This window comes from Chryseobacterium sp. (assembly GCF_041914225.1).
Classification (GTDB): domain Bacteria; phylum Bacteroidota; class Bacteroidia; order Flavobacteriales; family Weeksellaceae; genus Chryseobacterium.
In genome coordinates this window covers 62,607-76,228 of the sequence record NZ_JAYSDT010000020.1, presented here as the reverse complement: position 1 = coordinate 76,228, position 13,622 = coordinate 62,607, and the positions used below count along the sequence as shown (strand labels likewise).

Here is a 13,622-nt window from a genome sequence, read left to right as displayed (position 1 = left end):
TGATAATTGTCGCTTCCATAACACCTTCTCCCATGGAAGGAAGCAATAATTTGTATTCTGCCATTTTTGATTTTTAGATTTTGACAAATATATAAAAAAAATCGGTTTTTTTAAGAAATATATAATCTTAGCTAAATTCGATGTAAATATTTTCTCCCACATTCAGTCCAAACAGGCTTTTGGCGCCGTTTTTCTTGCTTCCTTTGTAGATGGTAAGCTCCAATAGCTGGCTATCATTGAAAATAGCAGCAGACTGTCCGTGGAATTCCGTCTCTCTATTCCAGTCCGAAACCACTTCCGTATGGCTGGAAAATATCCTTGAAAGGCTTAAATTTCTGAATTTTATGGTAAAACCGTTGTAGCCTTTACTGATATTTTCGAAAAAATCTTTATTAATATTTGATATTATATTTCCGAAATTGTCAATATAAGTGACTTCACCAATGATCATACCTTCCGATTCATTGTAAACGGCTCTCGGGAACATTAATTGCTTTGCAGAATGTATTTTCCGTCCTATCACTTCAGGAAGCCCGCCGTTGGCAAGATGTACCGCTGCAGGAACAAAAATGTCTGTAGAAGTAAAGTTGATGACATCATCAAAGCGGTTGTTCAGCGTAAGCTCATAGATGGCTTCCGGTTTAATATCAAAAAAGATAAGGCTTAAAAGGCCGTTATCTGCTGCCAGAAAGTAAGATCCATCTGCTTTATAGAGTATATTTTTTCTTGATTTGTGGTGAAAACTGTCTACCGAAAGGATATGAATGCTTCCTTTAGGAAAATATTTGTACGCATTTCTTACAATATAAGAAGTCTGTATAAGGTTGAATGCCTGGATTTCGTGGGTGATATCAATAATATTAACCTCAGGGTTTAGAGACAGAATTTTGCCTTTTACAGCGGCAACTCTGTAGTCCAAATTTCCGAAATCCGAAGTAAGGGTAATAATTGACATGAGTAATTTTAGAATAGTCTGGTATTGCAAAGTTATTTAAATAAAAAGAAAGCCCGAAAGATTGTTGAAAAGAATTTGATATAAATTTGAAAAAAAGCTTTAATTTTAAAATCTAAAAATAAAAATACTGCATGTTTGAATTAACATATGATTTGGAAGATATCGACGCGAAAATCTTCTATGGAGTTAATAACCAATATTTCAACTTAATAAAATCAAGCTTTCCAACCATTAAAATTACAGGAAGAGATCATTTTATCTTTGCCATGGGGAATCAGGAAGCTTTAGACATACTGAAACAAAAACTGGATGATATTGTCAGTTTTATCTCCAAAAACAATTCAATAGGACTGAAAGATGTTGAAAATATATTGAATATTAAAGACGAAAATGAGAAACAACTGGTATTTGACCAGGATATTATCGTAAAAGGAGTCAACGGAAAAGTAATTAAGGCTAAGACGACCAATCTTAAAAAGCTAGTGAAGGAAACGGAGAAAAAGGACATGGTCTTTGCTATTGGTCCTGCAGGAACCGGAAAAACATATACCAGTGTGGCATTGGCTGCAAGAGCCCTCAGAGATAAGGAAGTAAAAAGAATTATCCTGACAAGACCGGCTGTAGAAGCAGGGGAGAGTCTTGGATTTCTGCCTGGCGACCTTAAAGAAAAGCTGGATCCGTATTTACAGCCTTTGTATGATGCGCTTCGTGATATGATTCCACATGAAAAACTGGAAGGTTTTATGGAGAAAAAAGTAATTGAAGTAGCTCCGTTAGCTTTCATGAGAGGACGTACACTGGATGATGCTTTTGTGATTCTTGATGAAGCACAGAATACTACCCATGCGCAGATGAAAATGTTCCTGACCAGAATGGGGATGAATGCCAAGTTTATTATTACCGGTGACCCAAGCCAGATTGACCTTCCGAAAAATCAACAGTCAGGGCTGAAGGAGGCTATGAGGATTTTAAATGGGGTAAAGGAGATCGGATTTGTACATCTTACAGAAGAAGATGTGGTAAGACACCCGGTAGTAAGAAAGATTATCCTTGCTTATAACGATGAAGAAAAAAGGCTGAGAAATGACTAACTCTGTATCAGTAAAAGTTTTGTTAACCTTTTATTAACCTTAAAATTAAGACAAAATTTGGTGTTTTAAAAAAAAATAATTAGTTTCGCAGTCCTTAAATGTAAAACTAATTAAACATGAAAAAACTTTTACTTGCTGCAGCAGTCGCTGTAATGGGAATTTCTGCAAATGCACAAGAATTCCGATTTGGTCCTAAAGCCGGATACTCTTATTCTACAGTTAAATTAAAGGGAGATAATCAGTCTGAAACTTCAGATCCTTTGCATACATTTTATATCGGTGGTATCGCTGAATATAAACTGAGCGATAAATTTGCTCTGCAGGGAGAACTTTTATACTCGCCGCTTGGAGGAAAAATAAATGTAGCTGAAGCTGATCCGGAAGATCCAACAACCTTTTTAAATGTAAAAGCAAAGCAGACTTATCACACTTTATTGGTCCCTATTTCTGCCAAGTATTTCATTACGGAAGGATTATCCGTTTCTGCAGGAGCAAGCTTCGGATTTATTTTTTCTGCAAAGCAAAAACTTACTGCTGACTTCGGATTCGGAATTCCAGGTTTTGAAATTGATGGTAATGATGAAAGAGATATCAAAGATCAATTGAATACTCTGAACATTGCTCCTTTCCTTGGTGCTGAATATGCATTGGAAAACGGATTGTTCTTTGATGCAAGATACAATCTTGGAGTTTCTAACCTTGCGAAACATGCTGAAGGGAATGAAAAGTTAACCAATAGCTTCGTACAGGTAGGTGTAGGTTTCAAATTCGGAGGAAACTAATTCTGGAATTTTAATATCAAATCATGATATAAATATAAAGCGGGGCAAATTTTGTCCTGCTTTTTTCGTTGTAGACTGTTTTATCTTAATGATGAAAATAATTAGTATTTTTGCAAAGTAAAATTTAAACTTAAAAAAATGAAAAAACTATTATTACTAGGTGCTTTTGCACTTTTAGGAGGTGTTGCTCAGGCACAGGAAGGTTTCAAATTGGGTGGTCATATTGGTGTTCCTGTATCTGATGCAAGCGATGTATCTTCATTTACATTAGGAGTGGATGCAGCTTATATGTGGAATATTGCGAAAGGTTTTGACCTTGGGGTAACAACAGGATATTCTCATTTCTTCGGAAAAGATAACTTTGATGATTTCGGATTTGTTCCTGTAGCTGTTTCCGGGAAATATAAATTTAAAGGAGCTCCTATTTTTGTAGGATTAGACCTTGGATACGGTATTTCTACAAAAGATGGGGTAGATGGTGGTTTCTATGCACAGCCTAAATTCGGATACCAGATGTCCAAAGGAGAGCTGTATATCGGATATCAGTCTATCAGTAACAGACGTGATTATGGTTGGTACAAGCATGATTGGACCGTAGGCGCTGTCAACTTAGGGTTTAACTTCTTTATTAAATAAAGGCAACTTAAAAATAACTGAACTCCGGCCGAAGGCCGGAGTTTTTTATTATATAATAAGTTATACGGATGTTTTTGATGGAAAGTTTTAAAAATAAATGGATTTACAGCGGACTCAAAAGTGAAAAACAGAACCGGACAATAAACATTTGTTTGAATTTTAAGAGTTAATAACTTAAAAATTAACAAATTAGGTTAATTGTTTTTGGCATTTTCCCAGAATCCATGGTATTTTAGGGAAAAAGTAAAAATTTAAAAAATTAAATATATCTGGCTCTTATTGTTAAAATGTGATTTTTTTATTCATAATATTGTGAAAAACTCAAAAGTATCTCTTAAGTATGATTTATTTTTATAAAACCCTAAAATTTAGTACTGATATTAATCACGTTAACAAATTTTAATATTCGTAGTAGCCACTGTAAATTTGCCCTCAGAAAGTATTAAAATTTTTTACAATGAAAAAAATATTATTAGCGGGTGCTGTTGCACTTTTTGGTTTATCAAACGCTCAGATTGCTAAAGGAACTACATATTTATCAGGATCTGTTGGTTATTCTCAAGAAGAAACTAACAACGGTAACGATAAAAAAGAAAACTTCAACGTATTACCTACAGTTGGATATTTCGTAAACACTAACTTGGCAATCGGATTAGGAGTTGGTTACCAAACTGAAAAAAACACCCTAACTAGCACTGTGGGTAACACAGTAAGTGAAAGCGTAACTAAGCAACCAGCTTTTGTTGTGGCTCCATTCGTAAGAAAATACTGGACTTTATCTGACAAGTTATATTTCTTCGGTCAATTAGCAGTTCCAATGCAGTTTGGTAAAACTGAGAATGAAACTAACTCTGTAACTACAGTAGGAAACACAGTTGTTACAAGCTCTACTTCTACTGAAGCTAAATACACTAAAATCGGTGTTACTGTGAAGCCAGGTTTAGATTATTTCTTAAACAAGAACTGGTCTATCGAAGCTACTATCGGTGAGTTCGGTTATAGCAACTACAAACCAAAAGATGGTGATGCTACAAACAACTACAACTTCGGATTGAATTTATCTTCTGTAACTTTCGGAGTTAAATATGTATTTGCAAAATAATAAACAAAGCATATAGCAAGAAAGCCCTGAGAAACTCTTAGGGCTTTTTTTCTGTAAAACTAATATAATAATCATGAAAAAAATCTTATTGATGGGCGCTGTTGCGCTTTTCGCTTTATCGAATGCACAGATTGCAAAAGGAACTTCTTATCTTTCAGGTCAGGTAGAATATTACCACAATGAAAAGAATGAATTCGAAGCCAAAACAAAGGATGATGTAATCAGAATTCTTCCTACAGCTGGTTATTTCGTGGATAACAACTTGGCAATAGGGCTTGGTGTGGGCTATAAGAGTGCTGTTACAAAATATACGGTAAGTGGTTTTGAATTCCTTAATACAATTGAAATTAAAAATACGGACAACGCATTTGTTGTTGCTCCCTTTGTGAGAAAATACTGGACTTTATCCGATAAATTATACATCTTCGGACAGTTACAGGTTCCATTGGAATTCGGTAATGAAAAACGGGATTTTAACAGTGAAGGTGATGGCGGAGATCCTATACTTTCCGCTCCGTTTACAGAAAAAAATAACTACACCAACATCGGAGTGAATATTAAGCCGGGTCTGGATTATTTCCTGACTAAGAACTGGTCAATTGAAGCTACAATAGGGGAATTCGGGTACAATACTTACAAAAAAGACATTGAAGGGGCAAAAAGAACTGATAATTACAAATTTGGAATCAGTTTAAGTTCCGTGACTTTTGGAGTAAAATATGTATTTGCAAAATAATAAACAAATATATACTTTAGCCCTGGATCAATATCCCGGGCTTTTTTAAGTTTGAAAACTATTTAATTAATAATCATGAAAAAAATCTTATTAGCGTCTGCAATCGCTTTATTTGCAGGTCTGAATGCACAAACTACATTCGGTGTGAAAGCAGGTTATGCTTTATCAAAATTAAATTCCAGTGAGGGCGATTTCGAATTTGGAGGATTCGAAGCCAGTTTAAAATCCAAATCAGGGTTTTATATCGGAGGATTGGTTGAGCATAAATTCAATAATAAGTTTGCTGTTCAGGGAGAGGTAGAATATGCTAATCTTGGTGGAAAAGCTGAAGTTGGAATGCCAGGTACAGGTATTACCTTAACTGAAAAGATGAACCTTAACAGGATTGTTATTCCTGTATCTGCAAGATATTATGCAACGCCGGAACTGGGAATTTATGCAGGTCCTTATGTAAGCTTTAAAACGAATAATAAAGCAAAATTTGAAGTAAGTGGTCCTAATGCTGGTATGGTAGATCCTTCCGGGCTTAAAGAAGGAGAACGTTATTTGGAAAAAGAGCTGAATGATGGTTTGAAATCTACCGATTTTGGTTTATTCCTGGGAGCAGATTATAATGTATACAAAGGATTATTTGTAGATGCTCGTTACAGTTTTGGTCTTACCAATATGATCAAGAATCCTGTGGATGGTGAAACATTAAAAATGAATTTCTTCCAGCTAGGAGTAGGCTACAAGTTTAAATAAACAGATATCTATGAAAACAAAAACTCTCAGAATTTCTGAGAGTTTTTTTATGAATGATTTTGTCTTTCTTTTTCTTATTTTCCGAACATTCCACCCATTCCAGGCATATTCGGCATCTTGCTCATCATCTGCATCATTTGTTTTCCCTGAGGTCCCTGCATCATCTTCATCATTTTACCCATCTGATCAAATTGCTTCATCAATTGATTCACATCTTCGATTTTTCTTCCGGCACCTTTGGCAATTCTGTTTTTTCTTTGTGTATTGATAATAGAAGGTTTTCTTCTTTCTTCAGGAGTCATAGAGTAGATAATTGCCTCAATGTGCTTGAATGCGTCATCACTGATTTCTACATCCTTGATCGCTTTTCCTACTCCGGGAATCATCCCCATCAGGTCCTTCATATTACCCATTTTCTTGATCTGATTGATCTGCTTAAGGAAATCGTCAAAACCGAACTCGTTTTTAGCAATTTTTTTGTGAAGTTTTTTAGCTTCTTCTTCATCAAACTGCTCCTGAGCTCTTTCTACAAGGGAAACAACGTCTCCCATTCCCAGGATTCTGTCTGCCATCCTTTCCGGGTAGAAAAGGTCTAAGGCTTCCATTTTTTCACCGGTAGAAATAAATTTGATTGGTTTTTCTACCACGGAACGGATCGTTAAAGCAGCTCCACCACGCGTATCACCATCTAATTTCGTTAAAACAACGCCGTCAAAATTCAAAGTATCGTTGAATGCTTTCGCCGTATTCACCGCATCCTGACCAGTCATGGAATCAACGACGAACAAGGTTTCATTAGGTGTGATAACAGAGTGAACTGTTTTAATTTCCTTCATCATCTGCTCGTCAATCGCCAGACGACCTGCTGTATCCACAATCACGATATCGTGACCATTAGATTTAGCAAAATTAATAGCATTCTGAGAAATGCTTGACGGATCCATAGAACCTTCCTCCGTAAAAACGGGAACTCCGATTTGTCCACCCAAAACTTTTAGCTGGTCAATCGCAGCAGGACGATAAACGTCACACGCTACTAAAAGAGGCTTTTTATTTTTTTTGGTTTTTAAGTAATTTGCTAATTTTCCGGAAAATGTCGTCTTACCAGAACCCTGAAGACCTGCAATAAGAATTACAGAAGGTTTTCCCGAAAGGTTGATTCCTTCCTGAGAACCTCCCATTAAATCTACCAATTCATCATGAACGATTTTCGTCATGAGCTGTCCAGGAGTAAGTGATGTAAGAACGTCTTGTCCTAAAGCTTTATCCTGAACCCTTTTGGTAAGATCTTTTGCAACTTTATAATTAACATCGGCATCCACCAATGCTCTACGAATTTCTTTTACGGTTTCCGCTACATTGATTTCCGTGATTTTTCCACGTCCTGAAATATTATGAAGCGCTTTATCTAATTTATCCTGTAAACTGTTAAACATATTTATTGTAAATTATAGGTTTGCAAAAATAAGGAATTTTTAGCATATCCAAAGTGTTTGAGCACGTAATATTATATATATACGCAATATTATTATACAGAGAAAAATGATAAATATCAAATCATACGATAATACGATAGAAAAAGTCTATTTTTGCGATCAATTAAAATATAGAATGAAGATCAATCCCAATATCCTTGTTGTCGTTTTATTCTTTCTGACTTTCCTGGTGCATTTTTCTCTATGGAAATTTGTTTTTCATCTGGATGAAATAGTGATCATAAAATTTTATCTTTTTCTGAGTGTCATGTTTATGATGATGATCACTCTTATCATTTTAATCAATAGGGTAGCGCCGGAATTTTTAGGGTTGTCTGTCATAGGTTTGATTCTTTTAAAATTCGGTTTGATGTACTTAATCAGAAAAAAACTGAACTTTGAAGTGATTCCAGGCTATAAATTTCATTTCATTATCCCATATTTTGTCCTGACAGCACTGCTTACATACTATGCAATCAAGCTGATTAATCATGATAAAAAACAGTAAAATAATTTATTGAAACTAGAAAAAATATCATATTTTTGCACAACGAAAAAAACCTATCAATGTTTAAGAAATTCGCAGTTTTATTCTACAGTATTTTTGTATTAAACTTAGTGTCTGCACAGCACGGTGAAGCTACTGCTGGGGCAGCTCCTGCTCAAGAGCTTTCAGAGAAAGACAAAGTAAGCAAGGAAAACAAGGAGTTCATCGATCATCACTTATTAGATGCACATGATTTCACATTGATGGTTGATAAAGAAGGTCACCATATCGGTTTCCCTCTTCCTGTTATTTTCTATGATAATGGTTTCCATTCTTTCATGAGTAACAAAGAAGGTTTCATGCACGGAGAGCCTACGGAAGTAGATGGTTCTTATTATGTACTGCACCATGAGAAAATTTATAAGACGGATGCAAAAGGAACTTTAACACTTGGTGAAGATGGTCATCCAACTAATGAAAAGCCTTTGGATCTTTCTATTACGAAAAGTGTACTGATTATTTTATTGGTATCAATCTTTATGTTTGTATTATTTGTTGGAATCGCTAAATCCTATAAGAAATCAGCTATCCCTACAGGTGCAGCAAGATTCTTAGAGCCTCTAATCATTTTTGTAAGAGACGAAGTTGCTATTCCTAACATCGGGCATAAGTATAAGAGATTTATGGGTTATTTATTAACTGTATTCTTCTTTATCCTTTTTCTTAACGTTCTTGGATTAATGCCTTTCGGGATCAATGTTACAGGTAACATTACAATGACATTCTTCCTTGCGATCCTTACTTATCTGATTACAACATTCTCAGCGAATAAAGATTACTGGAAACACATTTTCTGGATGCCAGGAGTTCCGGTTCCAATGAAACTGATTATGCTTCCTATCGAATTATTAGGAACAATCACTAAACCATTCGCTTTGATGATCCGACTTTTTGCAAACATGACAGCAGGTCACATCGTAGTAATGAGTTTGATCGGATTGATCTACGTATTCAAAAACTTTATTGCAGGTGTTGCATTCCCGTTCCTTACATTGGTAATTTATTTACTAGAGGTATTGGTAGCGTTCTTACAGGCTTATATCTTTACAATGTTATCAGCTCTGTTTATCGGAATGGCAGTAGAAGAGCACGAGCACGAACATCATGCTGCTCACTAATTGAAATTTAATTAAAGTAAAACAAATTTTTTAAAATTATATATTATGGAAATCCCTAAAATTGTAGGTGCTGGTATCGTAGTACTAGGTGTAGGTATCGGTCTTGGTAAAATCGGAGCTGCTGCTCTTGAAGCTATCGCTAGACAACCTGAGCAATCTGGAAAAATCCAAACAGCTATGCTTATCGCAGCTGCACTTGTAGAAGGTGTTGCGTTTGCTGCTCTATTTGCAGTAAACTAATTAAAATCAAACCATTATCTGTAACGGTTGGTTACAGGTAATGGTTCTTTAAAAAAAGTAATAATTATTTATACATTTATATAATGGAATTAATTCATCAGTTTTCATCAGGATTATTTATTATCCAGTCTGTTATTTTTCTAGCATTATTATTTTTGTTAGGTAAATTCGCTTGGAAACCTATTTTAAAGTCTATCAATGACAGAGAAACCTCTATTGTTGACGCTCTTAATCAAGCTAAATTAGCAAGAAAAGAAATGGAAACTTTAAAAGAGGATAACGAAAGAATCATTCGTGAAGCTAAAATCGAAAGAGATGCTATCCTTAAAGAAGCTAGAGAAATTAAAGACAGAATCGTAGGAGAAGCTAAAGATGTTGCTAAAGCTGAAGGAGACAAAATGATCGAAGCTGCTAAACAGACTATCAATGCTGAGAAAAATGCTGCTATGGCAGACATCAAAACTCAAATCGGTACTTTATCTGTAAACATTGCTGAATCTATCTTGAAGCAAAAGCTGGACAACAGCGAAGCTCAAAACGAATTAGTTCAAAATTATTTAAACAAATCAAACCTTAACTAAGAATGCTTACATCTAAAGTAGCTAAAAGATACGCACAAGGTTTACTTGACTTCACCAACGAAGCAGGGCAAACGGCTACTGTATTTTCAGAAATGAAAGATGTAGTAAAGGTAATGGCTGAATCTAAAGATTTAAACAAGTTTTTCCTTACTCCTTACATCGATTCTAAAAAGAAAATAGAAGTAGCAAGCGAAATATTCAAAGGTTTATCTGTTTCTTCTCAAAATCTGATCAGATTGGTGATTAAACACGGACGTGAAAACCAATTGAAAAATATCGCTCAGGAATTCATCAACAAAGTAGAAGACCTTAGCGGTGTACAGAGAGTAACGCTTACTACAGCAACTCCGCTTTCAAAAGAAAACCTTGACCAGATTTTAAGATCTACAAATCTTGTAAATGCTGATTCAAACTTTGATCTGAAAGTAAATGTTAAGCCTGAAATTCTTGGAGGATATATTCTGAGAGTAGGTGACCAGCAGGTAGATGCGTCTGTGAAGACAAAACTTAACCAAGTTAAAAAAGATTTCCAATTGAACTAATATGAAAAAGGTTTTATACATATCAATGCTTGCTTTTTCATTCTTAGCTTTTGGTCAAAAAGTTAAGATTAAAAAAGATAAAGTATTTATTGATGATAAGGAAACCTATCATATTGAAACAAATGATTTTAATTTTATTCTATCTGACATTAAAGATAATGCAGTTGTTTCCGCTTTAGGCTCTACTTACCAGGTTCCTAAAACACCACCGCTTTATCCGAACGAATCTCCTTACTGGACTAAAGTAATTTATACAGTAAGATTTTTGAAATACAACAAAGAACTTGTTACAGATTTAGCAGATAAAGATATCATTAAAAATATCTATAAGTCTGGTATTTTTGACGAAAACGGAAATGCTGATGAATCTAAAATCGACTTGTTTATCGCTAAATATTCTAACGAAGATCTAAAAATTAAACTTTTTAAATAAGAAAAACAACCATACAATGGCAGAAATAAATCCGGCAGAAGTATCTGCGATCTTAAAACAGCAATTGGCCAACTTCGATACTCAATCAAACGTTGAGGAAGTAGGTACAGTTTTAACCATCGGTGATGGTATTGCTCGTGTATACGGGTTAGAAAACGTACAATACGGAGAGTTGGTGAAATTTTCTAGTGATGTAGAAGGTATTGTACTAAACCTTGAAGAAGACAACGTTGGGGTTGCGCTACTTGGTGAAAGTAAATTAGTAAAAGAAGGAGATACCGTAAGAAGAACAAACAGAATCTCTTCTATTAAAGTAGGAGAAGGTATGTTGGGAAGAGTAGTAGATACTCTAGGTAATCCTATCGATGGTAAAGGACCTATTTCTGGGGAATTATACGAAATGCCATTGGAAAGAAAAGCTCCAGGAGTTATTTACAGACAACCGGTAACTGAACCTTTACAGTCAGGTATCGTTGCAATCGACTCTATGATCCCTGTAGGAAGAGGACAGAGAGAGCTTATCATTGGTGACAGACAGACAGGTAAAACTACTGTTGCGATTGATACGATCATCAACCAAAAAGAATTCTTTGATGCAGGTAATCCTGTATATTGTATATATGTTGCTATCGGACAAAAAGCGTCTACTGTAGCACAAATCGTTAAGACGTTATCAGATAAAGGAGCTTTAGCTTATACGGTAATCGTTGCGGCTAATGCGTCAGATCCGGTTCCAATGCAGGTGTATTCTGCGATGGCAGGAGCTGCAATTGGTGAGTTCTTCAGAGATACAGGTAGACCAGCATTGATCGTTTATGATGATTTATCCAAGCAAGCTGTGGCTTACCGTGAACTTTCTCTTCTTTTAAGAAGACCACCGGGCCGTGAAGCTTATCCTGGAGACGTTTTCTACCTTCACTCAAGATTATTGGAAAGAGCGGCAAAAGTAATTGCTGATGACGAAATTGCTAAACAAATGAATGATTTACCTGAGTCTTTAAGACCAATCGTAAAAGGTGGAGGTTCATTAACAGCTCTTCCGATCATTGAAACTCAGGCTGGTGACGTTTCTGCGTATATCCCAACCAACGTAATCTCTATTACAGACGGACAGATTTTCCTTGAATCAGATCTATTCAACTCAGGGGTTCGTCCTGCGATTAACGTAGGTATCTCTGTATCAAGAGTTGGAGGTAATGCTCAGATTAAATCAATGAAAAAAGTATCTGGTACGTTAAAATTAGACCAGGCACAATATAAAGAATTAGAAGCGTTTGCTAAGTTCGGTTCTGACCTTGATGCTGCTACATTAGCGGTAATCTCTAAAGGGGAAAGAAACGTGGAAATCCTTAAACAACCTGTAAACTCTCCACTTCCTGTAGACAGCCAGGTTGCTATGATCTACGCAGGAACAGAGAATTTATTGAGAAACGTTCCTATCAGAAAAGTAAAAGAATTCCAAATCGAGTACATCGCATTCCTTAGATCTAAGCATCCTGATACAATGGCTGCTATCAAAGCTGGAAAAATCGATGATTCAATCACTGGTGTTCTTAAGCAGGCAGCTAACGATTTAGCTTCTAAATATAACTAAAAATTAGTTGAGGGTTTTTGGTTGTTAGTAGACAGAATTTTCTAAACTAGCAACCAACAGCCGACAACCAACAGCTAACCCCAATTATGGCAAACTTAAAAGAAATACGAGGCAGAATTACGTCAATTTCATCTACGATGCAGATTACACGTGCTATGAAGATGGTTTCCGCAGCGAAACTTAAAAAAGCACAGGACGCAATCGTAATGTTAAGACCTTATTCTGAAAAATTACAGGAGCTTATCCAGAATGTAAATTCTAGCTCTGATCCTGACCAGGTTTCTGTATATGCTCAGAAAAGAGAGGTTAAAAGAGTACTTTTCATCGCTGTTACTTCAAACAGAGGTCTTGCGGGAGCTTTTAACTCTTCTATCGTAAAGGAGCTTAACATCCAGTTCCAGAACAACGCTCAGTATGAGATTGAAGTTCTTCCGGTAGGTAAAAAAGTATATGATGCTGTAAGAAAAAACCGTTCGGTTTATGCTAATGGAAGTTCTGTTTATGATAATCTGAACTTTGATACAGTTGCACATATTACTGAAGGAGTAATGACAAGCTTCAAAGAAGGAAAGTTTGATGAAGTTTATGTTATCTATAACAAATTCGTTAATGCAGCTACTCAGGAAGTAACTACAGAAAAACTTCTTCCGATCTCAATGCCTGAAAATACAGAGCCACAGGTTGAAACTGATTATATCTTTGAACCTAACAGAGCTGAAATCCTTGATAATTTGATTCCAAAGTCTATCAAAACTCAGGTTTTCAAAGCGATCTTAGATTCAGTAGCATCTGAGCACGGAGCGAGAATGACAGCAATGCACAAAGCAACAGATAATGCCCAGGCTTTAAAGAATGATCTTGTGATCTTCTACAACAAAGCAAGACAGGCAGCAATTACCAACGAAATCCTGGAAATTGTTTCCGGAGCAGAAGCTTTGAAAAATTCGTAAAGAATTATTTTAACATACAATTAAAGCATCGATATTATCGGTGCTTTTTTATTTTTACAAGGCTAAAAATGTCATTTAATATCCAAAAAGCTCTTT

The 13,622-nt window shown here is 35.6% G+C and carries 16 protein-coding genes; 14 read left to right on the top strand and 2 right to left on the bottom strand.

Going from position 1 to position 13,622, the window contains the following annotated elements; genetic code table 11:
* Positions 1–127: 127 nt before the first annotated feature.
* The gene (locus ACE3RB_RS11170) at positions 128–955 is read right to left on the bottom strand and encodes an S-adenosyl-l-methionine hydroxide adenosyltransferase family protein (protein WP_374464285.1); all 828 of its coding nucleotides are present in this window, start codon (positions 953–955) and stop codon (positions 128–130) included.
* 131 nt (positions 956–1,086) lie between these two features.
* Here ACE3RB_RS11170 and ACE3RB_RS11165 point away from each other — a divergent pair, with 131 nt between their 5' ends.
* From ACE3RB_RS11165 to ACE3RB_RS11140, 6 genes are all read left to right on the top strand, one after another.
* A complete protein-coding gene (locus ACE3RB_RS11165) occupies positions 1,087–2,046 on the top strand; it encodes a PhoH family protein (protein ID WP_002979097.1) in 960 nt (319 codons plus the stop codon).
* 116 nt (positions 2,047–2,162) lie between these two features.
* Entirely contained in the window at positions 2,163–2,828 is a 666-nt protein-coding gene (locus ACE3RB_RS11160) for a porin family protein (RefSeq protein WP_374464284.1), read from the top strand.
* Positions 2,829–2,966: 138 nt separating this feature from the next.
* A complete protein-coding gene (locus ACE3RB_RS11155; RefSeq protein WP_374464283.1) occupies positions 2,967–3,464 on the top strand; it encodes a hypothetical protein in 498 nt (165 codons plus the stop codon).
* A 457-nt stretch (positions 3,465–3,921) separates the two neighbouring features.
* Entirely contained in the window at positions 3,922–4,566 is a 645-nt protein-coding gene (locus tag ACE3RB_RS11150) for an outer membrane beta-barrel protein (RefSeq protein ID WP_278353243.1), read from the top strand.
* A gap of 73 nt (positions 4,567–4,639) precedes the next feature.
* Positions 4,640–5,302 carry an outer membrane beta-barrel protein gene (locus ACE3RB_RS11145; RefSeq protein WP_374464282.1) on the top strand — a complete coding sequence of 221 codons (663 nt, stop codon included), beginning with the start codon at positions 4,640–4,642 and terminating at the stop codon, positions 5,300–5,302.
* Between the two features lie 75 nt (positions 5,303–5,377).
* The gene (locus tag ACE3RB_RS11140) at positions 5,378–6,046 is read left to right on the top strand and encodes a porin family protein (RefSeq protein WP_309871509.1); all 669 of its coding nucleotides are present in this window, start codon (positions 5,378–5,380) and stop codon (positions 6,044–6,046) included.
* Positions 6,047–6,120: 74 nt separating this feature from the next.
* Here the strand turns inward: ACE3RB_RS11140 and ffh are convergent, their stop codons facing one another.
* Positions 6,121–7,482, bottom strand: coding sequence for a signal recognition particle protein (ffh, locus tag ACE3RB_RS11135; protein ID WP_374464281.1), 1,362 nt, complete (start codon positions 7,480–7,482; stop codon positions 6,121–6,123).
* Positions 7,483–7,657: 175 nt separating this feature from the next.
* On the opposite strand from ffh, the gene ACE3RB_RS11130 reads away from it, so the two are divergent.
* From ACE3RB_RS11130 to atpG, 8 genes are all read left to right on the top strand, one after another.
* Positions 7,658–8,029 carry a hypothetical protein gene (locus ACE3RB_RS11130; RefSeq protein ID WP_374464280.1) on the top strand — a complete coding sequence of 124 codons (372 nt, stop codon included), beginning with the start codon at positions 7,658–7,660 and terminating at the stop codon, positions 8,027–8,029.
* 59 nt (positions 8,030–8,088) lie between these two features.
* Positions 8,089–9,186: a F0F1 ATP synthase subunit A gene (gene atpB, locus ACE3RB_RS11125; RefSeq protein ID WP_332386615.1), complete on the top strand. Its 1,098-nt coding sequence runs from the start codon at positions 8,089–8,091 to the stop codon at positions 9,184–9,186.
* Positions 9,187–9,231: 45 nt separating this feature from the next.
* The gene (gene atpE / locus ACE3RB_RS11120; RefSeq protein WP_002979108.1) at positions 9,232–9,426 is read left to right on the top strand and encodes an ATP synthase F0 subunit C; all 195 of its coding nucleotides are present in this window, start codon (positions 9,232–9,234) and stop codon (positions 9,424–9,426) included.
* Positions 9,427–9,509: 83 nt separating this feature from the next.
* Entirely contained in the window at positions 9,510–10,007 is a 498-nt protein-coding gene (locus tag ACE3RB_RS11115) for a F0F1 ATP synthase subunit B (RefSeq protein WP_002979110.1), read from the top strand.
* Positions 10,008–10,009: 2 nt separating this feature from the next.
* The gene (gene atpH / locus ACE3RB_RS11110; protein ID WP_374464279.1) at positions 10,010–10,549 is read left to right on the top strand and encodes an ATP synthase F1 subunit delta; all 540 of its coding nucleotides are present in this window, start codon (positions 10,010–10,012) and stop codon (positions 10,547–10,549) included.
* Position 10,550: 1 nt separating this feature from the next.
* Positions 10,551–10,982, top strand: coding sequence for a hypothetical protein (locus ACE3RB_RS11105; protein WP_131434265.1), 432 nt, complete (start codon positions 10,551–10,553; stop codon positions 10,980–10,982).
* A gap of 16 nt (positions 10,983–10,998) precedes the next feature.
* Positions 10,999–12,576, top strand: a complete 1,578-nt coding sequence (gene atpA, locus ACE3RB_RS11100) for a F0F1 ATP synthase subunit alpha (protein WP_374458955.1) — start codon at positions 10,999–11,001, stop codon at positions 12,574–12,576.
* Between the two features lie 86 nt (positions 12,577–12,662).
* Positions 12,663–13,526 carry an ATP synthase F1 subunit gamma gene (gene atpG / locus ACE3RB_RS11095; RefSeq protein ID WP_002979116.1) on the top strand — a complete coding sequence of 288 codons (864 nt, stop codon included), beginning with the start codon at positions 12,663–12,665 and terminating at the stop codon, positions 13,524–13,526.
* Positions 13,527–13,622 lie beyond the last annotated feature (96 nt).